The following is a 24,470-nucleotide window of genomic DNA, read 5'->3' on the forward strand; positions in this document are numbered from 1 at the left end:
GTCCGGCCAGGAGAGGGTGATTTGTTTCGACGATAGCGCCTCCGGGGTGACGGTGCGGCCGGAGCGCGTCCGACCGGGCGGTTGACGCCGCAGCGGCCGGTGCCGAAGATCTGACGCACGAGTAACTTCCGGCGCACCCTCCGGACCCGGACCCCGGCCCACCCCGCTCGCCCGACAAGGATGGAACCCATGGCGTACGACGCTGATGTGATCGTGATCGGGGCAGGGCTCGCGGGCCTTGTGGCCACCGCCGAGCTCGTCGACGCGGGCCGCACGGTGATCCTGCTCGACCAGGAGCCCGAGCAGTCGATCGGCGGCCAGGCGCACTGGTCCTTCGGCGGCCTCTTCCTCGTCGACTCGCCCGAGCAGCGCCGCATGCGGATCAAGGACAGCCACGAGCTGGCCCTCCAGGACTGGCTCGGTACGGCCGGCTTCGACCGCAAGGAGGACCACTGGCCGCGGAAGTGGGCCGAGGCGTACGTCGACTTCGCAGCCGGCGAGAAGCGGTCCTGGCTGCACGCCCAGGGGCTGCGGATCTTCCCCGTCGTCGGCTGGGCCGAACGTGGCGGCTACGACGCGAACGGCCACGGCAACTCCGTGCCCCGCTTCCACATCACCTGGGGCACCGGCCCCGGTGTCGTGGCCCCCTTCGAGCGCCGGGTCCGTGAGGGCGTCGCCAAGGGGCTCGTCCAGCTGAGGTTCCGCCATCGGGTCACCGGCCTCGGCCGCACCGCCGGCTCGATCGACACCGTGACCGGTGAACTCCTCGAACCGAGCGGGGCCCAGCGCGGCACCGCCAGCAGCCGCGAGGCGACCGGCGCCTTCGAGCTGAAGGCCCAGGCGGTGATCGTCACCTCCGGCGGCATCGGCGGCAACCACGACCTCGTACGCAAGCAGTGGCCCGAACGGCTCGGCACCCCGCCCGCGAAGATGCTCTCCGGGGTCCCCGCCCACGTCGACGGGCTGATGCTCGGCATCACCGAGGAAGCGGGCGCCCACCACATCAACCGCGACCGCATGTGGCACTACACCGAGGGCATCGAGAACTGGAACCCGATCTGGGCCAAGCACGGCATCCGGATCCTGCCGGGACCCTCCTCGCTCTGGCTGGACGCCCGGGGCAAGCGGCTGCCGGTCCCGCTCTTCCCCGGCTTCGACACGCTCGGCACCCTCGAGCACATCACGAAGTCCGGCTACGACTACACCTGGTTCGTTCTCGACCAGAAGATCATCGGCAAGGAGTTCGCGCTCTCCGGCTCGGAGCAGAATCCCGACCTGACCGGTAAGTCGATCCGCGGCGTGATCGGCCGGGCGCGTGCGGACGTGCCGGGTCCGGTGAAGTCGTTCATGGACAACGGTGTGGACTTCGTCGTCGAGAAGGACCTCGAATCGCTGGTCCGCGGCATGAACGCGCTCACCGACGAACCGCTGATCGACGCGGCGGAGCTGCGTCGCGAGATCACCGCCCGGGACCGCGAGACAGCCAACCCGTTCACCAAGGACCTCCAGATCACGGCGATCCGCGGCGCCCGCACCTATCTCGGCGACAAGCTGATCCGTACAGCGGCCCCGCATCGCATCCTGGACCCCGAGGCCGGTCCGCTGATCGCCGTACGACTCAACATCCTGACCCGGAAGTCGCTCGGCGGACTGGAGACGGACCTGTCGTCGCGGGTGCTCAGGGAGGACGGCACACCCCTGTCCGGCGTGTACGCGGCGGGGGAGGCGGCAGGGTTCGGCGGCGGCGGGGTGCACGGCTACCGCTCGCTCGAAGGGACCTTCCTCGGTGGCTGCATATTCTCCGGGCGGGCGGCGGGCCGGGCCGCGGCGGAGGCGGTCGGCTAGGCAGGCGCCTGGCCGTCCGGGGAGGACTCGGCCGGCCAGGTGGTCACCGATCTCGGTGCTCGCGTTGTGAAATGTCATGAGCATGTAAATTCTGTGCATCGGGTCTACCCGCATAGACCTCGGGACGTCATCCTGATCGCGTACCTCGGCCGGCGCCCCCTCGTGCGAGGGGTGAGCGCCGCGCTCCACCGTCCACGCACGGAACGAAGCCCCGTTCGCAGATCGGATCTCCCACGCGACAGGAGAGGATGAGCAATGAGGATCGTGACCAAGGTGCTGGTCGCCACGGCCTCCGCCGCCGGGTTGGCCCTGGGGGCGCCGGCGCAGGCGGTGGTGCCGCCCGAGCACGCGGTGATCGTGTGTCAGAGTGCGAGCTTCTATGCCAACTACGACAGTTCCTCCGGGCCCACCGGACTGATCCGTGTCCTGGGCTACGGCAACAAGGTCGGCCACACCCGCGGCGCCCACCCCGTCTACAACGGCTGGGCCGCCACCTTCGACTTCGGCAAGGGCGACTGGGGCTACGTCCGCAACGAATGCCTCGGCGGCTACGGCTCCTGGTGAGGCACGCTGCTGGTCACGCAGTCCCGCACGTCATCCCGCACTCCGATCTCCGGAAGGACCTGTCATGCCCGTACCCCGCACCGTCCGAGCGGTCGCAGCCGTGGGAGCCCTGACCGCGGGCCTCCTCATGGCCGCCGGGCCGGCCCAGGCCGCGAACGGCACCATAGGCCGGCGCGAAACCGTATGTGCCCAGGACCTGTACGTGCGTACGGACCCGGGCGGGGCCTGGACGGGGACCCTCTACAAGGGACAGACCTTCACGGTGGAGAGCAAGCAGAGCGGCTGGGCGTACGGGTTCGCCTACGGCGACATCAATCGTCACGGCTGGGTACAGGACGGTTGGTTCTGCTGACCTTCCACCGCACGGCGGCACGCCAGGTCCATGCGTGGTGCCTCGGCGGCGGCCGGGCGGAGGTCAGTCCTGCCTACCGCCGGCCGTCCGGTCCTCCATCCCGGTGACGGGAACGAGCTGCTCGACGACCCGGAACCGTTCGGCGACGACCAGCGTGTCGTCGTCGACCGTGAATTCCAGGTCGCCGAGCGCCTCCCGCATCTCCTCGCCCTGCCAGAACCGCTCATGGCTCGCGCGCCATTCGGCCACCGAGGTGTCGCCCTCGCCCTCGTCGATCGCGTGCTGGAGATCGACGTCGCCGAGCCGCAGGATCCGAACCTCGGTCACCTCCACCACCGCGACCTCCCGGCCGGCCGAGTCGATCACCGCCGACCGCTCACCCACCGGAGGCAGCTCCTCCTTCTCCGCCTCGTACTCCGCCAGCAGTCCCGTCGTCGACACCTTCGCGCCCGAGAGCACCGCCCTCACCAGCTGATCGCGCAGCGGGCCGGGAAAGGCGAGAAGAAAGGGCTTGAGAGGCTCACGGTTCGACATGGTGCAAGTCTGGCATGCCCCGTGGCGTACGTGACGCGGGCTGATCACTGCCGGGTACCGGCCAACTCTTGTGTAAACGAATGCAGTTGATCAAGGTCAACTCTTGACGCGGAGCCTCGCCTACCGCTTGGCTGTCCGCGATCAGGAATGCCCACGCACCACCGCTCTCGTCCCAGTCCCTCACCGCCGTCCCTTTCCAGCCGTACCTGCGCGTACCCGTTTCGCAAAGGAAGCCAGCGGTGTCCCCGCCCCCGCCTCCCCTGGGCCGCTCCCGAAGACGGGGCGGACGCTCCGGCCACCCCTTCGACCCGGCGCTCGACGACACCGAACTCATCGAGGTACGAGGGCAGTTCACCCAGGGGCGGTGGACCAGAGCCCGCTCCCTGCTGGTCGGCACCGGCAGCGACTGGGACCGCCGCGGCCATCGCGTCCTCGCCCTCGCCGAGACTCCGTCCGCCACCGGCTGGGCCCGCGACTGGCTGCTCGCCGAACCCGACAGCGCCGACGCCGCCACCCTGCTGGCCTGCGCCACCGTGATCCGCGCCCTGCAGGGCAAGGAGAGGCCCCAGGCGGCCCACGAGGCCTGTCTGCGCGCGTCGCGACTGGCCCCCGACGACCCCACGCCCTGGCTGGGACAGCTGATGCTGGCCCGTGCGTACGGCACCCAGGAGGAGGCCGGGAAGCTCTTCGACGCGGTACGCATCCGCCACCCCGACCACCACCACGCGCATCATCTGATGACGGCCAGGCTCGCCGAGAACCATCCCGACAGCGGCCAGGACCCGTTGCACGAGGTCTACGACTTCGCCGCCTGGGCCGCCGAACAGGCGCCCGCCGATTCGCCGCTCGCCGTTCTCCCCGTCGTCGCCCACGCCGAGCGCTACCGCGTCCTTGTCGCCGCGGGCAGCGAGTCCGACGACCCGGTGCGCTCCGGGCACTGGTCGGGGCGGCGGGCCCGGCAGGTGATGAAGGCCGCGTTCGACTGGTGGCTGGAATGGGAGCGCGAGGACCACCCGCGCAACCGCGCCGACCTCAACTTCCTGGCCCACGCCAAGGTCTGTGAGGGCAGGCCGGCCGAGGCCGCCGCCCTCTTCCTCCGCATCGGGCCCCACGCGACGGCCGCACCCTGGTCGTACTCGGGCCGGGATCCGTACCAGGCCTTCCTCACGGCGCGCGGCACCGCGCTCGGTACTCCTTGAGGAGCCGCCCGCCGCAGATCCGCCTGCCCCGGATCCACCCGCTGTTGTGCAACTCCCAGTGTTTCTCCCCTGTTTCTCCTCAACGAAGGGACCACCCCCGCCATGTCGACGGGCAGTTCGAGAACGAGTGAGGCCGGCATGACCGGCGATACGGGCGGCATCAGCACCTACAAGGGTGAGGAGCGGGCTCTGCGTGCGGACCGGCTGGGCACCGCGGGGCTGCTGCTCTCGGTGCTCGCCGCAAGCGCCCCCCTGATGGTCGTCGCCGGGGTGATGCCCACCGTCTTCGGCGTGATGGGCATCGTGGGCCAGCCGCTGCTGTACGTCATCCTCGGCATCGTCCTGATGCTGTTCAGCGTCGGCTACGCGGAGATGAGCCGGCACGTCCACAACGCCGGTGCCTTCTACGCCTACATCGCCCGGGGGCTCGGCCCGACCGCGGGCGCCGGTGCCTCGCTCGTCGCCCTCGTCGCCTACAGCGCCATGCAGGTCGGCATCTACGGCATCCTCGGCTTCGAGGTCTCCGGGCTCTTCTCCACCTACCTGGAGATGGACGTCGCCTGGTGGATACCGGCCGCCGGCGCCGTAGTGGTCGTCGGTGTCCTCGGCTGGCTGAAGATCGACCTCAACGCCAAGGTCCTCGGCGTGCTGCTGGTCGTCGAATGCGCCCTCGTCGTGATCTTCGACATCGCGGCCGTCTCCAAGCCGGGTCCTGAGGGCCTGTCCATGCACGCCTTCAACCCCGAGACCCTCACCGGCGCCGGACTGGGCACCGCGCTCTGCTTCTGCATCGCCGCGTTCGTCGGCTTCGAGCAGGCCCCGGTGTACGCGGAGGAGACCAGCCGCCCGCAGATCGTCGTCTCCCGGGTGATGTTCCTCGCCGTCGGCTACGCCGCGCTGTTCCTCGCGCTCAGCTCCTGGGCGCTGACCGTCGCCGCGGGCCCCGGGTTCATCGCGGACAGCTCGCTCAAGGAAGGTCCCGCGCTGCTGTTCGGTCTCACCGAGGACCGGCTCGGCACGACCTTCACCGATGTGCTGCACGTGCTCTTCGTCACCGGCATGTTCGCCGCGCTGCTCAGCTTCCACAACGTGGTCGCCCGGTACGCGTTCGCGATGGGTCGTGAGAGCCTGCTGCCCGCCGCCTTCGGCCGTACCAACAAGTCCAGCGGCGCACCCGCCACCGGATCGCTCCTGCAGTCCGTCGTCTCCCTGGTCATCGTGCTGGCCTTCGCGGTCACCGACGACAACCCGGTCGGAGACCCGACGGCCCCCGTGCTGCACCTGTTCACCTGGATGGGCAACGTCGGCGCGCTCGGCGTCATCCTGCTGATGGCCGCTGCCTCCTTCGCCGTGATCGCCTTCTTCGTGAAGCGCGGCGCGGGCCGGGCACAGCTGCCGCGGCTGATCGCCTCCGGCCTGGCCGGGGTGGCGTTGCTGGCGATCGCCGTCTTCACGGTCCGGGACTTCGACGTGCTGGTCGGCTCGGGCCCGGGCTCGGTGCTCAACTGGGTGCTGCCCGGAGTTGTCGTCGCCTCGCTCGTCATCGGCCTGGTGTACGGCGCGGTCCTGCGATCCGCGAAGCCGGAGGTGCACGCCAGGATCGGCCTGGGCAACGAGGCGTTCCAGTTGGAGAAGGCGGCCGAGAGCGGCGCCGTCCACCACTGAGCCCAGGCGTCTTACCGAAGTGTGACGGACACCCGCAGCCCCTGGTGACGGGCGGCTGCGGGTGTTCGAATGGTCGGGTGAACAGTCGTCCTCCCGATGCCGAAGGCACACCCGTCGGCCGCCGCCTGGTGCTGACCATGCTCGGGCTCGGCGCCGCCGCGGTCGTGGCGGCGCCCGCCCTCCAGCGGATGATGGAATCCGGGCTCGGCGCGGTCGCCGACAAGGACCCCACCGGCCTGACCGGGCTGCTGCCCAACGGCGGCGGCTTCCGCTACTACTCCGTCGCCTCTTCCGTACCGCGGAAGAGCGCCACCGACTACCGGCTGAAGATCGACGGGCTCGTCGACCGGCCCGCCACGTACACCCTGGACCGGCTCCGCGCCCTGCCACAGACCAGGCTGGTCCGCGACGTCCAGTGCGTCACCGGCTGGCGGGTTCCCGAGACCCCGTTCGAGGGAGTCCGCCTCTCCACGCTGCTCGACGCGGCCGGGGTGCGGCCCGGAGCGAAGGCGATCCGCTTCACCTGCTTCGACGGCACGTACAGCGAGAGCCTCACCCTCGACCAGGCACGACGCCCCGATGTGCTGGTCGCCCTGCGTATGCAGGACAAGCCGGTGGCCCACTCGCACGGCGGCCCGGTCCGCCTCTACGTCGCCCCGATGTACTTCTACAAGTCGGCGAAATGGCTCTCCGGGATCACCGTCACCGACTCCGTGAAGCCCGGCTACTGGGAGGAACTCGGATATGACGTCGATGCCTGGGTCGGGCGGTCCAACGGCCGCGACGACGACCCCACCGGCTGACCCCGCCGGGCGGATGCGCCGCTTCAGCGGCGTGGAGCGCTGGGTGCACCGCACCACGGCCTGGCTGATGCTGGTGTGTGTGGCGACCGCGGCCTGCCTGTACGTACCCCAGCTCGCCGAACTGGTCGGCCGCCGCCACCTCGTGGTCACCGTGCACCAATGGTCCGGGCTGCTGATCCCCGTACCGCTGCTGGCCGGTCTCGTCTCCAGGGCGCTGCGCGCCGACCTGTCCCGGCTCAACCGGTTCGGGCCGCACGACCGGGTGTGGCTACGGGCGGTACGCCACCGTGACCACCGGCCCGGGTCCCGCCCGGCCGGGAAGTTCAACGCGGGCCAGAAGCTGTACGCGGCCTGGATCGCGGGCGCCGTGCTGGTCATGATCGGCACCGGGGTGCTGATGTGGTTCACCGGTCTCGCCCCGCTGATGTGGCGTACCGGCGCCACCTTCGTACACGACTGGCTGGCCCTCGCGATCGGCATCGTGCTGGCCGGACACATGGCAATGGCGCTCGCCGACCCGGAGGCACGCCGTGGCATGCGCACCGGGTCGGTCGAGCGCCATTGGGCGCGGACCGAACACCCGCTGTGGGGGGAATCCGCCGACGCGCCGGACGATGATCCGGCGCGTCGTCAGGGGCTGTCCGGCTAGAGGACCAGCGACAGCAGCAGGATGAAGACCAGCGAGACCACGGAGATGATGGTCTCCATCACCGACCAGGTCTTCACCGTCTGGCCGACGCTCATCCCGAAGTACTCCTTCACCAGCCAGAAGCCTGCGTCGTTGACGTGGCTGAAGAAGAGCGAGCCCGCACCGACTGCGAGGACCAGCAGCGCCGCGTGCGACGTCGACATGTCGGCGGCGAGCGGGGCGACCAGGCCGGCCGCCGAGATCGTGGCCACGGTCGCCGAGCCGGTCGCGAGCCGGATCGCCACGGCGATCAGCCAGCCGAGCAGGAGCGCCGGGATCGACCAGTCCTTGGAGAAGTCCAGGATCATCTGACCCACACCGGCGTCGATGAGGGTCTGCTTGAAGCCACCGCCCGCACCGACGATCAGCAGCACACCCGCGATCGGGGCGAGGGACTTCTCGACGGTGGTGGAGAGCCGCGCCTTGGTGAAACCGGCGGCCCGGCCCAGCGTGAACATGCCGACTATGACGGCCGCGAGGAGAGCGATCAGCGGCGAGCCGATCACATCGGTGACCCGCTGGACATGGTTCTCCGGGTTGTCCACGACGATGTCGACGAGGGCCTTGGCCAGCATCAGCACGACGGGCAGCAGGATGGTCGCCAGCGTGGCGCCGAAGCTGGGACGGTGCTCCAGCTCCTCGGACGGGCGCTGCGGGATCATCTTCTCCGGCGCCTTGATGTCCACCCAGCGGGCGGCGTACCGGGAGAAGACCGGGCCCGCGATGATCACCGTCGGGATGGCGACCAGCACACCGAGCGCCAGCGTGACACCGAGGTTGGCACCGAGGGCGTCGATCGCGACCAGCGGGCCGGGGTGCGGCGGGATCAGCCCGTGCATCACGGAGAGACCGGCGAGCGCCGGGATACCGATGCGCATCAGGGAGTAGTTGCCGCGCTTGGCGACGAGCAGCACCACCGGGATCAGAAGCACGATGCCGACTTCGAAGAAGAGCGGCAGACCGATGATCGAGGCGATCAGGACCATGGCCCACGGCATGGCTCGCCCGCTCGCCTTCGCGAGGATCGTGTCGACGATCTGGTCCGCGCCGCCGGAGTCGGCGAGCAGCTTGCCCAGAATGGCGCCGAGTGCGATCAGGACACCGACGCCCGCGACCGTGGAGCCGAGGCCGGCGGTGAAGCTGGCGATCGTCTTGGCGGGAGCGGCGCCGGCGAAGGAGCCGAGCGCGAGCGAGCCGATGGTCAGCGCCAGGAAGGCATGCAACTTGAACTTGGTGATGAGCAGAACGATGACGGCGATGCCCGCCAGAACGGCGATGCCCAGCTGCGCGTTACCGGCCGAAGTTATGGGTTCGACGGCGTCCGCTGCCAGCATCTCGACGCTGAGACTGGTCACGGTGATGATCCTTAGACTTCGAGCCGGCGCAACGCGGCGACGGCTCGCTGGGTGATTTCTTCGGGGGTGCCGGACACATCGACGGAGACGCCCGCCTCGTCGTCCTGCAGCGGCTGCAGGGTGGCGAACTGCGAATCGAGCAGTGCGGTCGGCATGAAGTGGCCCTTGCGCTCAGCCATCCGCGCTTCGATGAGGGCGCGGTCTCCGGTCAGATGGAGGAAGACCGCCCCGGGGGCCTCGGCCCGCAGCCGGTCGCGGTAGACCCGCTTCAGCGCCGAACTGCTGACGACGCCACCGAGTCCGGCCCGGCCGTGCGCCCACTGCCCGATCGCGTCGAGCCAGGGCCACCGGTCGGCGTCGTCCAGCGGGGTGCCGGCCGACATCTTGGCGATGTTCGCCGCGGGATGGAAGTCGTCGCCCTCGGCGTACGGAACGCCGAGTTCGGCTGCGAGCAGGGGACCGATCGTGGTCTTGCCGGTCCCTGCTACGCCCATCACCACGACGACGTGGGGGGTGCTCATTGGTGGTGCCTCGCTGTCTCCGTCGACGTCTTCCTCGACATCGGTCCGTCGCGCTACTGAAACCCATACGTACGACTTATTCAAGATGCTGTGACATAAACGTCGTACTTTTTGTTCCCGAAAGGTGCCCCGTAGGCTTTGTCCATGACCACACAGGGCCCCGGGCTGCATACACACGTGCTGGACACCCTGGGGCTCGAGATCGCCGCGGGGGACTGCCCGCCGGGCCGGGTGCTGCGCACCGACGAGCTTGCCCAGCGTTTCGACGTCTCCCGCACGGTCGTACGTGAAGTGGTCCGGGTCCTGGAGTCCATGCACCTGGTCGAGTCCCGGCGCCGGGTCGGCGTGACCGTACAGCCGACCGAGGCCTGGAACGTCTACGATCCGCAGGTCATCCGGTGGCGACTGGCGGGCGCCGACCGGCCGCGCCAGCTGCGCTCCCTGACCGTGCTGCGCTCGGCGATCGAACCGGTCGCGGCGGGGCTCGCGGCGCGGCACGCCACGCCGGACCAGTGCGCCGCCCTCACCGAATGCGCGCTCGGGATGGTCGCGACCTCACGCGGTCAGCAGCTGGAGCGGTATCTGGAACACGACATCGCGTTCCACCGGATCGTGCTCAACGCCTCCGGGAACGAGATGTTCGCGCGGCTCGGGGACGTCGTCGCCGAGGTCCTGGCAGGGCGTACCCACCACCAGGTGATGTTCGAGGATCCCGACCCGGCGGCGGTCACACTCCACGTACGGCTCGCGGAGGCGGTGCGGGAGGGCGACGCGGTGGAGTCGGAGCGGCTGACGAAGGAGATCGCCGTGGGCGCCCTGCACGAGCTGGACGTGCTCGCGCCCTGAGAGCGTTCCCCGAGGCGCCGTGCGCGAGCCGGTCCACCGCGCACCGAGGGCGTTCCCCGAGGCGCCGTGCACGAGTCGCACCGCGCGCTGAGGTCCGGCACCGGCCTCAGGTGCCTGACGGGCTCGCCGTGACATGCTGCAGCCGCGCCGCGGCCGCCGCGAGCATCATCTCCAGCGCCGCCGGATAGCCGCTGCGGCCCATCTCCGCCACCAGCACCGGCGCGGTCGCCGCGATGTGCGGATGCGTGGTCCGCTCCAGTCGTGCGTACGTCTGCGGCCACGTCCGCACCTCCTGCGCGCGGGCCCGCTCCGACAGCACCAGCGTCGACGCGTCCAGCGCTGCGAACGACAGCGTCTGGTCGACGAACACGTGGTAGATCCGCACGGCCTCGCCGTCCGGGAAGCCCGCCCCACGCAGAATCCCGAGGATGGTCTCCACCGCCTGGATCTCGTGCGTACGGCCGGTGACCCGGGCACACGTCAGCAAGGCCGCCTGCGGATGCGCCAGATAGTCGGCATGCATGCGCAACCCCAGGTCACGCAGGTCGGCCCGCCAGTCACCGGTCGCCCGCCAGCCGGACAGCGTACGGCCGATCAGCTCGTCGGCCACCGCGAGCAGCAGCTCGTCCGTGTCCCGGAAGTACCGGTAGATCGCGCTCGGATCGCACCCCAGGGCGGCGCCGAGCCGGCGCACGGTGAGCGCCGCCGCCCCGTGCTCGCCGATCAGCCGCAGCGCCGTCCCCACGATCAGCTGCTCCGACAGCACCGTGCCCTGCTTGGTGGGACGCCTGCGGCGCCGCGCCCCCTCGGCCACCACCCGCTCGCTCGCACTCATGCGGCGCACCTTATGACAACAGCGTTGACGTGCGGAACCCCCAAGGAGTTCGATGTGCCGCCATCGGGGCCGATGAGCGCCCCTCGGCGAAGGAGCCACCGTGACGGACTCACCCACCCCCTACGGCAGCGACCCACCAGCAGCCGCGTCCCTCAGGAAGAGCCTCGGCGTCGTCGACGGCTTCGCCATCGCCGCGTCCTCCACCGCCGCAACCACGAGCATCGGCATCGGTCTCGGCGTCACCGCGGGCGCCGTCGGCCTCCATCTGCCGATCATCATGCTGCTCGGCTTCCTGCCCATCCTGGGCATCGCGAGCGCCTACTCCCGGCTCAACAGGGTCGAGCCGAACATGGGCAGCGGCTACGTCTGGGTCGGCCGCTCCCTCAGCCCCTGGCTCGGCTTCCTCGTCGGCTGGATCGGCATCGTCTCCACGGTCGTCTTCCTCTCGTACACCACGACGGTCACCGGATCCGCGCTGCTCCAACTCGCGGGCGAGGGCGGGCTGCACACCCTCGCCGGTCTCCGCCTCGACCCGGACTCCACCGCCCAGTCGACCGCCCTCGGCATCGCCGTCCTGATCGCCGTCACCTTCACCGCGATCACCGGCCTACGGTCCGCCGCCAACCTGCAGAAGTACCTGCTCGTCTTCGAGTACGTCGTGCTGCTCGGGTTCTGCGGATACGGACTGGCCGTCGGCCCGCACCCGTTCAGCCTGGACTGGATCAACCCGTTCACCATCCCCTCCGGACAGCAGCTCGCCCAGGGGCTTCTCCTCTCGGTCTTCTGCTACTGGGGATTCGAGTCCTCGTTCAGTGTCAACGAGGAGATCCGCGACCCGCAGGACGCCTCCAGGGCCGGGCTCATCACCCTCTTCACCATGCTCGGCCTCTTCCTCCTCGGCTCCTTCGCCTTCCAGCGGGTGCTCTCGCTGGACGAGTTGACCGGTCACGGCGCCCAGGGGCTCACCTACTTCGGTGACCGGCTGGCCGACCAGCCGCTCGCCGCGCTTCCGCTGATCGCCCTCACCTTCTCCGCCGTGGCCTCACTCCAGTCCGGGGTGATCCCGACCGTGCGCGGCATGTTCGCGATGAGCAGGGACCGTACGCTCGGTCCGCTCTGGACCAAGGTCAGCCCGCGGTTCGGCACACCCGCGGCCGGAACGGTCGCGATCGGCTGCGTCGCCGCCGCCGTCGCGGTCCTCTCCCTGGTCCTCCCGAAGGTCGGCGACCTGATCCTGGCCTCCGTCAACGCCATCGGCGTCGTCGTCTCCGTCTACTACGCGCTCACCGCGCTGGCCGCGGCCGCCCGCTTCCGCGGCCTGCTGCGCGAAAGCCCTTCCGAGGCGCTGCGTGCCGTCGTACTCCCGGTGCTCAGCGCCGCCGTACTGCTCGGCCTCGGCGGCTACCTCTGCTGGTCCTTCTACACCTCCGCCGACCACTTCGCGATCAGCCCGGACAACGGCTGGTTCATGCTCTTCTGCCCGGCGGCCATGCTGCTGACCGGCGTAGCCGCGGCGGCCTGGGCCAAGTGGGTGAGGAAGTCCCCGTATTTCGTCACGGGCCGCTCCCTCGCCCCTGCCGAACCCGCGGTCACGGAAGCGGCCTGATCCCGAGACACACCACCCCACGACTCCCACGGAAACGGAACCACCCATGCACCGCACCCCCGCCGATCTCGTCCTCACCGGCGGCCCCGTCCTCACCATGGACCCGGCCCGCAGCCGCGCCACCACCGTGGCCGTCACCGGCGACCGCATCACCGCCGTCGGCCACGACGAGGTGCGTGAACTGATCGGTCCGAGGACCGAAGTCGTCGATCTCTCCGGCCGGCTGCTCGTTCCCGGCTTCCAGGACGCGCACATCCACCCGGTCACCGCCGGTCTCGAACTCGCGCAGTGCAACCTCACGGCGTCCCGTACGGCGGCGGACACCCTCGCCGCGGTACGGGCCTACGCCGACAGCCATCCGAACCAGGAGTGGATCACCGGGGGCGGCTGGTCCATGGAGGCCTTCGACGGCGGCAGCCCGACCCGGGACCGGCTCGACACCGTCGTCCCCGACCGCCCCGTCTTCCTGGTCAACCGCGACCACCACGGCGCCTGGGTCAACACCCGCGCCCTGACGCTCGCCGGCATCACCCGCGACACCCCCGACCCGGCCGACGGCCGCATCGAACGTGACGACCGGGGCGAGCCCACCGGACTCCTCCAGGAGGGCGCCATGGACCTGGTCGCCCGTCACACCCCGCGTTCCACCCCCGCCGACCGGCTCGCCGCCCTGCTCCTCGCCCAGCGCCTTCTCCACTCGTACGGCATCACCGCGTGGCAGGACGCGATCGTCGGCGTCTACGGCTCGATGGACGACGCCTCCGACGCCTATCTGACCGCGGCCCGCGACGGCTCGCTCACCGCCCGGGTCGTCGGTGCCCTGTGGTGGGACCGCGAGCGCGGCTCCGAGCAGATTCCCGAACTCGTGGCCAGGCGGCGGGAGCTGACGGGCGGGCGGTTCCGGGCCGGCTCGGTGAAGATCATGCAGGACGGGGTCGCGGAGACGGGCACCGCCGCCCTGCTCACGCCGTACCTCGACGCCTGCGGCTGCGCCACCGCCAACAGCGGCACCAGCTTCGTCGACCCCGTCGAGCTGCGCCGGTACGTCACCGAACTGGACGCCCTCGGCTTCCAGACCCACTTCCACGCCCTCGGTGACCGCGCCGTGCGCGAGGCACTCGACGCCGTCGAGGCCGCCCGCACCGTCAACGGCCGTACCGACAACCGGCCCCACCTCGCCCACCTCCAGATCGTCCACCCCGACGACATCCCGCGGTTCCGTGAGCTCGGTGCCACAGCCAACATCCAGCCGCTGTGGGCCGCCCATGAGCCACAGATGGACGAGCTGACCATCCCCTTTCTCGGCGACGAACGCGCCGCGCTTCAGTACCCTTTCGGCGCTCTGCTGCGGTCCGGCGCAACCGTCGCGGCGGGCAGCGACTGGCCGGTCAGCAGCGCCGAACCGCTGCACGGCATCCACACCGCGGTCAACCGCATCGCCCCGGACGGCGACGGGCCGGTCTTCCTGCCGGGGGAGCGCATCGGACTCACGGCCGCCATCGCCGCGTACACGGCAGGCTCGGCCCATGTGAACCACCTGGACGACACCGGCTCCATCCGCGCCGGAGCCCTCGCCGACCTGGTGGTCCTGGACCGCGACGTGTACGCGGGCCCGCCCGAGGACATCGGCGCCACCCGCGTCCTCCAGACGTACGTCGGCGGACGCCGGGTCCACGACACGGAGGCGTGACACACCGGCAGGCGGCCCCGCGTGACCTCCGGAGGGGCCGCCCTGCCGCGCGCCACCGCTCCACCGCTGCCGTGACACCCACCCACCGCGTACGGTTGTTCGCGTTCGATCACCGGGCATCGGTCGCACCTGACAGATGCCCGGACCGTCACGAAAAGGGAGACCGCGGTATGGCGCAGCAGGTACAAGGGGTCATCGCACCGGGGAAGAACGAGCCGGTACGGGTCGAGACGATCGTGATCCCGGACCCCGGCCCCGGCGAGGCCGTCGTGAAGATCCAGGCGTGCGGCGTCTGCCACACCGATCTGCACTACAAGCAGGGCGGCATCAACGACGACTTCCCGTTCCTGCTCGGTCATGAGGCTGCGGGCATCGTGGAGTCCGTCGGCGAGGGCGTCACGGACGTCGAGCCCGGCGACTTCGTCGTCCTCAACTGGCGTGCCGTCTGTGGGCAGTGCCGGGCGTGTCTGCGCGGCCGCCCCTGGTACTGCTTCAACACGCACAACGCCAGGCAGAAGATGACGCTGCTGGACGGCACCGAGCTGTCGCCCGCGCTCGGTATCGGCGCGTTCGCGGAGAAGACCCTGGTCGCCGCGGGCCAGTGCACCAAGGTCGACCCCGAGGTCTCCCCGGCCGTCGCCGGGCTGCTCGGCTGCGGCGTCATGGCGGGCATCGGCGCCGCCATCAACACGGGCGAGGTCGGCCGCGGCGACTCGGTCGCCGTCATCGGCTGCGGCGGTGTCGGCGACGCGGCCGTCGTCGGTGCGCGGCTGGCCGGCGCGGCGAAGATCATCGCGGTGGACATCGACGACCGCAAGCTGGACATGGCGAAGAAGATGGGTGCCACGCACACCGTCAACTCCCGCGCCACCGACCCGGTCGAGGCGATCCGTTCGCTGACCGGCGGCAACGGCGCCGACGTCGTCATCGAGGCGGTCGGCCGCCCGGAGACGTACAAGCAGGCGTTCTACGCCCGCGACCTCGCCGGCACCGTCGTCCTGGTCGGCGTCCCCACGCCGGAGTTGCAGATCGAACTTCCGATGATCGACGTGTTCGGCCGCGGCGGCTCGCTCAAGTCCTCCTGGTACGGCGACTGCCTGCCCTCACGCGACTTCCCGATGCTCATCGACCTGCACCAGCAGGGCCGCATCGACCTCGGCGCGTTCGTCACCGAGACCATCGGACTCGGCGACATCGAGCAGGCCTTCGCCCGGATGCACGGCGGCGACGTGCTGCGCTCGGTGGTGGTCTTCTGATGACCGCCCGCATCGACCACTTGGTCACTTCGGGCACCTTCGCCCTCGACGGCGGCGAGTGGGACGTCGACAACAACGTCTGGATCGTCGGCGACGACACCGAGGCGATCGTCATCGACGCCGCCCACGACGCCGCCGCCATCGAGGCCGCGCTGGGCGGCCGTACGCTGCGCGCCATCGTCTGCACGCACGCGCACAACGACCACATCGACGCGGCACCGGCCCTCGCCGACGCCACGGGCGCACGGATCCTGCTGCACCCCGACGATCTGCCGCTGTGGAAGCAGACCCACCCGCACCGCACCCCCGACGCCGAACTGGCCGACGGTCAGGAGCTGGAGATCGCCGGGACCACGCTCCAGGTCCTGCACACGCCCGGTCATGCCCCCGGTGCGGTCTGTCTGTACGCCCCCGAGTTGGCCACCGTCTTCACCGGGGACACGCTCTTCCAGGGCGGCCCCGGCGCCACCGGACGGTCCTTCTCGCACTTCCCGACGATCGTCGAGTCGATCAGGGACCGGCTGCTCGCGCTGCCGGCCGAGACGACCGTCCGTACCGGACACGGGGACTCCACGACGATCGGCGCGGAGGCCCCGCACCTCGACGAGTGGATCGCACGCGGTCACTGACCGCCGGGACTCACCGGTCCGGCCACGCCGAGAGCCGCAGCCCGCTCTCGAAGCGGCGCGGCCCACCCGTGACCGGATCGGTGAACTCCAGCACCCGCGCCAGGAGTTGCAGCGGACGCGTCCAGTCGTCCGCCGCACCCTCCGGTTCGATCACCGGATAGACCGGATCGTGGACGAGCGGCAGCCCCAGAGCGTTCATGTGCACCCGTAGCTGGTGCGTCCGGCCGGTGGTGGGCAGCAACCGGTAGCGGCCGAGCCCCTCCCGGTGCTCCAGCAGCTCGATCCGGCTCTCGCTGTTCGCCTCGCCCGGCTCCTCCCGGGCGGCGATAACCCCGCGCTCCTTGACGATCCGGCTCCGTACCGTACGGGGGAAGGTGATCGAGGGGTCGTACGGAGCCACCGCCTCGTACTCCTTGCGCACCAGCTTGTCCCGGAACAGTGTCTGGTACGCACCGCGGTCCTCGGGCCGTACGACGAAGAGCACCAGGCCCGCGGTCAGCCGGTCCAGCCGGTGCGCGGGCTGCAGCGACGGCAGCCCCAGTTCCCGCCGGAGCCGCGCCACGGCGGTCTCGGTGATGTGCCGGCCGCGCGGCGTCGTGGCGAGGAAGTGCGGCTTGTCGGCGATGACGAGCCGGGCGTCGTGGTACACCACGCCGACCGGGAACGGCACCGGCTCCTCGGGCGCGAAGTCCCGGTGGAACCAGAGGAAACGGCCTGCTGCGTACGGCTCGTCAGGGGCCACGGGTCCGTGCACCGAGACGAACCGGCCCTCGGCGAACATGGCGTCCACCCGGTCCGCCCCGATCGCACCGGCGAACCGCGCCAGCAGATGGTCGCGGACCGTCGCCCACTCCCCGCCCGGATCCTCGGGGAGCCGCACCCTGACCGGATCGATCCCGTCCCGCTGCGGCAGAGGCGCCGGCGGAGGCTTCGCACGGCCCCTCATCGCGCAGGCCCTGCCTGTCCGTCGGCGCCCGGGGCGCGGCGGCTCGAGGTGCTGGTGGTCATGGTGCGGGCAATCCTGTCACAGCGTCGGCGCAGGTCACCGACGGCTGCGCGGTCACGCTCCACCGGCAGCGGCGGGCTGCAGAGTCCTCTCCTCGGTGGCCGCGGCCGATGCGCTCGGCCGCGCGGTCACCGAGGAGGAACGGGCCCTCCTCACCTCCTGCTCACTCCACGGTCGAGAACAGGAACGAGAACTGTGCCGCCGCCACGTCGAGCCGGTACTGCGGCAGGACGCCCGGCCCGCACGACTGTGAACCGATGCCCTGCATCGCGTGATCCAGATTGACCCAGACGGTCTCCCCGGCCACCAGATCCGGCAGATGCTCCGCCGCGTCCAGCTGCTCGCTCGTCCACCGCCGGGCGGTGAACCAGAACGGCGCAGCGCCTTCCGCCCGTAGCCCCGCACCGCCGCCGTCCGTCAGCTCCGCCCACCGGACGTCGGCCCGCGCACCGTTCTCCTGCGGCCGGACGTACGGGGTCTGCATCGCGTCCACGGGCATCTCCCACCGCCCGAGCACCGACGCGGTCCGGGTGTCCGGATACGCCTCGCCGGGCCCGCCGCCGAACCACCGCGCCCCGCCGTACGCGGCCGGCAGCCCGAACCGGACCCCGAGCCGGGGCAGCGGCACCCGCCAGTCACCCTCGGGTGCCACGGACACGGTGAGCCCGAGCCGTTCCCCGTCCGCTGTCCACCGGTACTCCGTACGCAGTCCCAGGTCCACTCCTGCGGGCGCCACCCTCGTCCGTACGGTCAACGAGTCCTCGCCCACCTCCACGGTGTCGATCCGATGACGCATCCGATGCAGCCCCGCCTCCCGCCACCGCAGGCCGTACCGCTCGTCCGGCTGCCAGGCCGCACCGTTGTCGTTGTCGGTCGGCGCCCGCCACACGTCGAGCCGCAGCCCCTCGACCGGCACACCCCCGATCCGCACCAGCGCCCCGCTCCGCGCGTCGAAGACACCGGCCCCGAGCGTGATCACCCCCTCGGCCGTCTCCGGACGCCGGCGCAGCGTGGCCGCCGCCGGCACCGCCGCGTCGACCTCCACCTGCCCCCACGCCATCACGTGCCCGCGCTCCGCCCACGCGGTGTCCTCGGCGAGCAGCGCCCGCACGGTCCACACCCCCGGGCCTTGCCCGGGGAGCGGCACCTCGGCGTGGGCCCCGGGGGCCACGTCGGGGACGGTGAGCGCGCCCGAGCCGCGGACCCCGCCGTCCACCTCGTGCGACCAGACGAACTCCACGTGGTCCAGCCCTGCGAAGTCGTATCCGTTACCGATCCTGACCGTGCCCGCCGACGTCCCGGCCTCGATCCGTACCGGCTCGATGACCTTCATGTATTCGATCAGCCCGGGGGAAGGGGTGCGGTCGGGGAAGAGCAGCCCGTCGCAGACGAAGTTGCCGTCGTGGAGTTCCTCGCCGAAGTCCCCGCCATAGGCGAAGCCGTGCTCCGGGTGGGCGAGACCGTGGTCGATCCACTCCCAGACGAACCCGCCCTGGCAGCGCTCGTACCGCTCGAAGAGCCGCTGGTACTCGCTCAGCCCGCCGGGGCCGTTGCCCATCGCGTGCCCGTACTCGCACATGATGAACGGCATGGCGCGCCGCCGGGCGTCCAGTTCCGGGTCGCCCCACGGGTCCTCGGCCCGCTTCCCGATCAGCTCGACCTCGGCGTGCGTCGGATACATCCGCGAATAGAGGTCGACGTCCTTGCAGGACAGATCGCCCTCGTAGTGCACCAGCCGGTCCGGATCCCGGCCTTTGATCCAGTCGGCCATCGCGGTCAGTCCGCGCCCCGACCCGCATTCGTTGCCCAGCGACCAGATGATCACCGACGCGTGGTTCTTGTCGCGCTCGACCATCCGCGCGGCCCGGTCGAGGAGCGCCGGGGTCCACCTTTCGTCGTCGACCGGGTTGTTGCGCCATTCCAGGTCGACAAAGCCATGAGTCTCCAGATCGCACTCGTCGATCACCCAGAGCCCGATCTCGTCACAGAGATCCAGAAACGCCGGATGCGGCGGATAGTGGCTGGTCCGCACTGCATTGATGTGGTGCCGCTTCATCAGCACCAGATCGCGCCGCATGGTCTCCACGTCCACGGCGCGCCCGGTCTCCGGGTGGAACTCGTGCCGGTTCACGCCACGGAACAGCACGCGCCGGCCATTGACCTGGACGACCCCGTCCTCGACGACGACGGTACGGAAGCCGATCCGCAACGGGATCCGCTCGCCCGGTGTCACCAGCTCGCCGTCGTACAGCCGGGGCGTCTCGGCGGTCCACGGCTCGACCGGCACGGTCACCGCCTCACCCGTCGCGACGTCGACCCCCAGCTCGGGCACGACCACCCGGCCCCCGGCCCCGTCGCACTCCACCCGCAGGGTGCCGCCCCCGGCGCGGTGGTCGTAGCCGGCGTGCACGAAGAAGTCCCGGGGCGCCCCCTGTGGCCGGTGCAGCAGCGTGACGTCCCGGAAGATCCCGGGCAGCCACCACTGGTCCTGGTCCTCCAGATAGCTCCCGGACGACCACTGATGCACGCGGACGGCCAGGACGTTGCCCTCGGCCCGCACGATGCCGCCGACCGCGAACTCGTGCGGCAGCCGCGACCCCTTGAAATCGCCCAGCTCCTCGCCGTTGAGCCAGACCCGGGCGGCGGACTCCACCCCGTCGAACCGCAGCACGACGTCGCCGCCCGCCGGCCATCCGTCGGGCAGGTCGAAGGTCCGCAGATGGTCACCGGTCGGGTTCTCGGTCGGCACGTGCGGCGGGTCGACCGGGAACGGGTAGACGACATTGGTGTACGCGGGCGCTCCGCCGGCCCCTTGCAGCACCCAGTGCCCGGGCACCGCGACCGTCTCCCAGCCGGACGCGTCGAACCCGGACCCTGCGAACGACGCGTCCTCGGCGGTCGCGGTCGGCGAGAGCCGGAACCGCCACTGCCCGTTCAACGACATCCGCAGCGCGTCCGACCCGGCGTACCAGGACCGGGGAGGCAGTCCGCCCGAGCCGGGGGACACGTCCACGTGCCAGGGGAGAGGGTGGCTGTCCTTACGGCTCATGATTCTCCTTGCTCGGCAACGCCCGCTTCGATGCTGGACGTTAGCCAGGGATGAACCGTTTCAACAAGGGGGCGGAGAGCGGCGTCGGACCGAGAGGCGGCACCGGCAGCCCGGCGTGCGCAAGGCGCCGGCGCGCGGAGGCGGGGCTTCCGGGCGGGACCGCCCGCGCAGTCGGCGGCGTCGGGCGTCCCGGGCGCGTCATTGGCCCGGTTGCGTGACATTCCCGCTCCGCCCGGACCGCTCTGCGCGCCGGGTCCGGGCCGCTCGCCGCGCTCGGTGTTCCCTTCCTGGGGAAGGTGGTGCGGCGCGAAAGGGCTCGCTTCCGCTCCGGCAGGACGGTGCGGTGACGCCGCGACATCCCTCCTGCAAGCGACTGCCGGTTCAGCGGCCCGCCCGGCGGCCATGTCCGCCGACGGGCCGCCCCGAGTGCCGAAGGAGAAGTCGTGGTGGCTGGAAGTACCGGTGAGGCCCCGGGCGCGATGTCCGCGCGGATCGTCGCAGGGCAGAAGGCGATGGTGACCGGGGCCAACTCGGGTATCGGCAGGGCGACCGCCGTGGCACTCGGACGGGCCGGTGCGGACGTCGTGGTCAACTACGTGGTCGGTGAGGAAGAGGCCGAGAAGGTCGTCGCCGAGATCAAGGCTTTCGGAGTCCGCGCCTACGCCCACCAGGCCGATGTCTCAGACGAGGACCAGGTCGTCGGCATGGTCGCCCGCATGGTCGAGGAGTTCGGCACCATCGACATCATGGTGGCCAACGCGGGCCTCCAGCGGGATGCGCCGAGTGTGGAGATGACGCTCGCCCAGTGGCAGAAGGTCATCAGTGTCAACCTCACCGGCCAGTTCCTCTGCGCGCGGGAGGCCGCCAAGGAGTTCGTGCGGCGCGGCGTCGTGCCGGAGGTCTCCAGGTCCGCCGGGAAAATCATCTGCATGAGTTCGGTCCACCAGATCGTCCCCTGGGCGGGCCATGTGAACTACGCCTCCTCCAAAGGCGGCGTGGGCATGATGATGGAGACCCTCGCACAAGAGCTGGCCCCCCAGGGAATCCGGGTGAACGCCGTTGCGCCCGGCGCCATCCGCACCCCCATCAACAGGAGTGCCTGGGACACCCCCGAGGCCGAGTCCGACCTTCTGCGGCTGATCCCGTACCGCCGGGTCGGGGAGCCTGAGGACATCGCCAACGCCGTCGTCGCGGTGGCATCCGATCTGCTCGACTACGTCGTGGGCGCCACGCTGTACGTGGACGGCGGAATGACACTCTTCCCCGGCTTCGCCACCGGAGGCTGACCCGCCGGCAGCCCGGGCGGCGCCATGCCGAGAGGCGGACCTGGCGGGGGCTCCGCCTGATCCGCCGCCGCCCGGGCGGCGCGGCGACCTCACCGCAGGAGCGCCGGGCCGGCCGCTTCCGGCGGCCGGTGGCCGAGACCGGGAGCGCGACCCGCATCCGTATCCCTCACGTCCGACGTCCCCGGGCGCGAACCATGGAGGCGCACATGCACACCACAACGGCCCTGCTGGCGAACGCCGCCCCGCCGCAGCTCCTGCCGGCCCGTCAGCTGATGGCCTTCACCCTGGCTTCGCACATCCTGCTGGTGCCCTTCGGAGTCGCGCTGCCGTGCATCACCCTGGTGATGCACCACCGTGGGCTGCGCCGGGGCGACGACGTCGCACTCAAGCTCGCCCGGCGCTGGTCCGCCGTGATGGCCGTGCAGTTCGCCATCGGGGTCGTCACCGGCACCGTGCTCTCCTTCGAGTTCGGCCTGCTCTGGCCCGGCATGATGGGCCGTTGGGGAGACGTCTTCGGACTCGGGTTCGGCGTCGAGGCATGGGCGTTCTTCCTCGAGGCCGTCCTGATCGCGATCTACCTCTACGGATGGCGCCGGCTGAAGCCGTGGACTCACTTCTGGCTGGGCCTGCCGCTGCCGCTGGCGGCCCTCCTGGGCGCGTTCGGCATCATCGCCGCCAACTCATGGATGAACACCCCGCAGGGCTTCACCCTCGACGCCGCGGGCAGACCCGTCGATGTCGACGTTCGGCAGGCCATCTTCACGCCGATGTTCGGCCCCGAGTACTGGCACTTCGCGGTGGCCATGTTCCTGACCGCCGGATACGTGGTCGCCGGCGTCTACGCGGTCGGACTGCTGCGCGGGCGCCGGGACCGCTACCACCGGCTCGGCTTCGCGCTGCCGTTCACGGCCGCCGCGATCCTCACCCCGATCCAGCTCGTACTGGGTGACTCCATCGCCCGGTCCGTCTTCCACAAGCAGCCGATCAAGTTCGCAGCCACCGAGGTCGTCTGGAAGACCGACACACATGTGCCGGAGTACGTCTTCGGACGGCTGCACCCCGACGGAACGGTCTCCGGTGGCCTGAGGATTCCTCAGCTCGACTCCGTCCTCGCCGGGTTCAGACCCGGCACCCGCGTCACCGGCCTCAGCTCCGTGCCGCCCGAGGACCGCCCCACGGCCACTCAGGCCACCATCGTCCACTGGGCCTTCGATGTCATGGTCATCATCGGCAGCCTGCTGATCCTGCTGGCGCTCTGGTACGCGTGGTACTGGTGGCGCCACCGGGACCTTCCCCGCTCGCGCTGGTTCTACCGGTGTGCCGCGGTCGCGGGGGCCGCCTGTCTGGTCGCCGTGGAATGCGGCTGGATCACCACCGAGGTCGGCCGCCAGCCCTGGATCGTCTACGGCCACATGCGGGTCTCGGAGGCGGTGACCGCCACCGGTGCGAGCTCGCTGTGGACGATGTTCACGGTCGTCGTGGTCGTGTACGTGGCGATCTTCGCCTCCTTCCTCGCCGTGCTGCTGAAGATGCGGACCCGATGGCGCATCGCCGACGCGAGCGAGACGTCCGCCACCGCGCCGCAGTCACCGGAAGCGGACACCCCCTACGGGCCGCGGGGCGAGCCCCTTGCCACGGTCACCGGCGCCGCGCCCGGCGAGCGCCACGGCCGTCCCCCTGGTGGCGCGTCATGATGCCGGAGCTCATCGCCTGGGTTCTCGTGCTCGCCGTCGCCGCCTATGCGTGCGCCGGCGGCACCGACTACGGAGCCGGATTCTGGGACCTGCTGGCCGGGGGCGCGGAGCGCGGCGAACGCCCCCGCCGGCTGATCGACCACGCCATGGGGCCCGTCTGGGAAGCCAACAATGTCTGGCTCATCTTCGTCCTGGTCATCATGTGGACGGGATTTCCGACGACGTTCCAGGCCGTCTTCGCAGCCATGTGGCTGCCCCTGGCCCTCGCCGCGGTCGGACTCGTGCTGCGCGGCGCGGGCTTCGCCCTGCGCAAACCGGCCCGACGGCTCACCCGGAGGCGCTTCTACGGCGCGGTGTTCGCCATCTCCTCGCTCGTCACCCCGTTCTTCCTCGGCGCGGTGCTCGGCGGCATCGCATCCGGACGGGTCGCGGTCGGGACCACGGCCTCCGCCGATGCCTGGGCCAATCCCACCTCGGTCATCGCCGGTCTGCTCGCGGTCGCCGCCGCCGCCTTCCTCGGGGCCGTGTTCCTCTGTTCCGACGCCCGCCGGTTCGGCGCCGAGGACCTTGTGGGGTACTTCCGGCGGCGCGCACTGGCCGCCCTCGGAGCCATCGTGGTGCTCGCCCTGATCGGTCTGCCGGTCACCCACAGCGATGCCCGCCACGTCTGGGAAGGCCTCACCGGAGGGCTCGGTCTGCTGCTGGTCCTCCTGGCCGCGGTGTGCGGCCTCGGCACCGCCGTTCTCCTTGCGCGCCGCTCCTACCGGTGGTGCCGGTACACCTCCGTGGCCAGCGTGGCCCTGACCGTCTTCGCGTGGGGCTTCGCGCAGCGCCCCTTTCTGCTGCCGACGTCCCTGACCGTGGCCGACGCGGCCGGCGCGCCGCAGACGCTGCGGTGGCTGGTGATCGTCGCGGTCGTCGCGATCGTGCTGATCGGGCCCGCGCTGGTCCTGCTCTACTGGATGGACACGCACGGGGAGTTGGATTCCCTCACCGACGCCGACACACAGGCCGGCCCGGCACCCGGTGACACCTTGTGACCGTCCC

The 24,470-nt window shown here is 70.8% G+C and carries 21 protein-coding genes; 15 read left to right on the forward strand and 6 right to left on the reverse strand.

What is annotated here, in order from left to right:
• Nucleotides 1–189: 189 nt before the first annotated feature.
• The 3 genes from OG963_RS34500 to OG963_RS34510 all read left to right on the forward strand — a co-directional run bounded on the left by OG963_RS34500 (nt 190) and on the right by OG963_RS34510 (nt 2,761).
• Nucleotides 190–1,845, forward strand: a complete 1,656-nt coding sequence (locus OG963_RS34500; protein WP_093775077.1) for an FAD-binding dehydrogenase — start codon at nt 190–192, stop codon at nt 1,843–1,845.
• 255 nt (nt 1,846–2,100) lie between these two features.
• Nucleotides 2,101–2,409, forward strand: a complete 309-nt coding sequence (locus OG963_RS34505) for a hypothetical protein (RefSeq protein ID WP_030918266.1) — start codon at nt 2,101–2,103, stop codon at nt 2,407–2,409.
• A gap of 64 nt (nt 2,410–2,473) precedes the next feature.
• Nucleotides 2,474–2,761: a hypothetical protein gene (locus OG963_RS34510; RefSeq protein ID WP_093775079.1), complete on the forward strand. Its 288-nt coding sequence runs from the start codon at nt 2,474–2,476 to the stop codon at nt 2,759–2,761.
• 63 nt (nt 2,762–2,824) lie between these two features.
• Here the strand turns inward: OG963_RS34510 and OG963_RS34515 are convergent, their stop codons facing one another.
• Complete coding sequence (locus tag OG963_RS34515) at nt 2,825–3,295, reverse strand: ASCH domain-containing protein (RefSeq protein ID WP_093775081.1); 471 nt, start codon at nt 3,293–3,295, stop codon at nt 2,825–2,827.
• A 239-nt stretch (nt 3,296–3,534) separates the two neighbouring features.
• On the opposite strand from OG963_RS34515, the gene OG963_RS34520 reads away from it, so the two are divergent.
• The 4 genes from OG963_RS34520 to OG963_RS34535 all read left to right on the forward strand — a co-directional run bounded on the left by OG963_RS34520 (nt 3,535) and on the right by OG963_RS34535 (nt 7,611).
• Nucleotides 3,535–4,494, forward strand: coding sequence for a hypothetical protein (locus tag OG963_RS34520; protein WP_319326940.1), 960 nt, complete (start codon nt 3,535–3,537; stop codon nt 4,492–4,494).
• A 102-nt stretch (nt 4,495–4,596) separates the two neighbouring features.
• Nucleotides 4,597–6,159 (forward strand): APC family permease, encoded by a 1,563-nt coding sequence (locus OG963_RS34525; RefSeq protein WP_030918276.1) that lies wholly within the window; start codon nt 4,597–4,599, stop codon nt 6,157–6,159.
• A 137-nt stretch (nt 6,160–6,296) separates the two neighbouring features.
• Entirely contained in the window at nt 6,297–6,962 is a 666-nt protein-coding gene (locus OG963_RS34530; RefSeq protein ID WP_093775494.1) for a molybdopterin-dependent oxidoreductase, read from the forward strand.
• A 13-nt stretch (nt 6,963–6,975) separates the two neighbouring features.
• Nucleotides 6,976–7,611, forward strand: coding sequence for a cytochrome b/b6 domain-containing protein (locus OG963_RS34535; RefSeq protein WP_319326943.1), 636 nt, complete (start codon nt 6,976–6,978; stop codon nt 7,609–7,611).
• On the opposite strand, the gene OG963_RS34540 is transcribed toward OG963_RS34535, so the two are convergent.
• Nucleotides 7,608–9,005: a gluconate:H+ symporter gene (locus OG963_RS34540; RefSeq protein WP_093775085.1), complete on the reverse strand. Its 1,398-nt coding sequence runs from the start codon at nt 9,003–9,005 to the stop codon at nt 7,608–7,610. The genes OG963_RS34535 and OG963_RS34540 overlap by 4 nt on opposite strands.
• Nucleotides 9,006–9,016: 11 nt before the next feature.
• A complete protein-coding gene (locus tag OG963_RS34545; protein WP_030918287.1) occupies nt 9,017–9,526 on the reverse strand; it encodes a gluconokinase in 510 nt (169 codons plus the stop codon).
• Nucleotides 9,527–9,670: 144 nt separating this feature from the next.
• On the opposite strand from OG963_RS34545, the gene OG963_RS34550 reads away from it, so the two are divergent.
• Nucleotides 9,671–10,372, forward strand: coding sequence for a FadR/GntR family transcriptional regulator (locus OG963_RS34550; RefSeq protein ID WP_030918290.1), 702 nt, complete (start codon nt 9,671–9,673; stop codon nt 10,370–10,372).
• Between the two features lie 106 nt (nt 10,373–10,478).
• Here the strand turns inward: OG963_RS34550 and OG963_RS34555 are convergent, their stop codons facing one another.
• Nucleotides 10,479–11,207, reverse strand: coding sequence for a TetR/AcrR family transcriptional regulator (locus tag OG963_RS34555; protein WP_093775087.1), 729 nt, complete (start codon nt 11,205–11,207; stop codon nt 10,479–10,481).
• A 100-nt stretch (nt 11,208–11,307) separates the two neighbouring features.
• Between OG963_RS34555 and OG963_RS34560 the strand changes: the two genes are divergently transcribed.
• From OG963_RS34560 to OG963_RS34575, 4 genes are all read left to right on the forward strand, one after another.
• The gene (locus tag OG963_RS34560) at nt 11,308–12,813 is read left to right on the forward strand and encodes an APC family permease (protein ID WP_371799800.1); all 1,506 of its coding nucleotides are present in this window, start codon (nt 11,308–11,310) and stop codon (nt 12,811–12,813) included.
• A 46-nt stretch (nt 12,814–12,859) separates the two neighbouring features.
• The gene (locus OG963_RS34565; RefSeq protein ID WP_093775091.1) at nt 12,860–14,503 is read left to right on the forward strand and encodes an amidohydrolase; all 1,644 of its coding nucleotides are present in this window, start codon (nt 12,860–12,862) and stop codon (nt 14,501–14,503) included.
• Between the two features lie 170 nt (nt 14,504–14,673).
• On the forward strand, nt 14,674–15,759 hold the full coding sequence (locus OG963_RS34570) for an S-(hydroxymethyl)mycothiol dehydrogenase (protein ID WP_327423902.1): 1,086 nt from the start codon (nt 14,674–14,676) through the stop codon (nt 15,757–15,759).
• Entirely contained in the window at nt 15,759–16,388 is a 630-nt protein-coding gene (locus OG963_RS34575) for an MBL fold metallo-hydrolase (RefSeq protein WP_093930000.1), read from the forward strand. The genes OG963_RS34570 and OG963_RS34575 overlap by 1 nt, the downstream gene beginning before the upstream one ends.
• 10 nt (nt 16,389–16,398) lie before the next feature.
• On the opposite strand, the gene OG963_RS34580 is transcribed toward OG963_RS34575, so the two are convergent.
• Both OG963_RS34580 and OG963_RS34585 read right to left on the reverse strand, forming a co-directional pair.
• A complete protein-coding gene (locus OG963_RS34580) occupies nt 16,399–17,334 on the reverse strand; it encodes a pseudouridine synthase (protein WP_093930001.1) in 936 nt (311 codons plus the stop codon).
• Nucleotides 17,335–17,557: 223 nt separating this feature from the next.
• Nucleotides 17,558–20,443, reverse strand: a complete 2,886-nt coding sequence (locus OG963_RS34585; RefSeq protein ID WP_371799801.1) for a glycoside hydrolase family 2 TIM barrel-domain containing protein — start codon at nt 20,441–20,443, stop codon at nt 17,558–17,560.
• Nucleotides 20,444–20,922: 479 nt separating this feature from the next.
• Between OG963_RS34585 and OG963_RS34590 the strand changes: the two genes are divergently transcribed.
• From OG963_RS34590 to OG963_RS34600, 3 genes are all read left to right on the forward strand, one after another.
• Nucleotides 20,923–21,729, forward strand: coding sequence for an SDR family oxidoreductase (locus OG963_RS34590; RefSeq protein WP_030918311.1), 807 nt, complete (start codon nt 20,923–20,925; stop codon nt 21,727–21,729).
• 206 nt (nt 21,730–21,935) lie between these two features.
• A complete protein-coding gene (locus tag OG963_RS34595) occupies nt 21,936–23,423 on the forward strand; it encodes a cytochrome ubiquinol oxidase subunit I (protein WP_371799802.1) in 1,488 nt (495 codons plus the stop codon).
• Complete coding sequence (locus tag OG963_RS34600) at nt 23,423–24,463, forward strand: cytochrome d ubiquinol oxidase subunit II (protein ID WP_371800341.1); 1,041 nt, start codon at nt 23,423–23,425, stop codon at nt 24,461–24,463. Before OG963_RS34595 ends, OG963_RS34600 begins: the two co-directional genes overlap by 1 nt.
• Nucleotides 24,464–24,470 lie beyond the last annotated feature (7 nt).

Origin of the sequence: Streptomyces sp. NBC_01707 (assembly GCF_041438805.1) — a bacterium.
Lineage (GTDB): Bacteria > Actinomycetota > Actinomycetes > Streptomycetales > Streptomycetaceae > Streptomyces.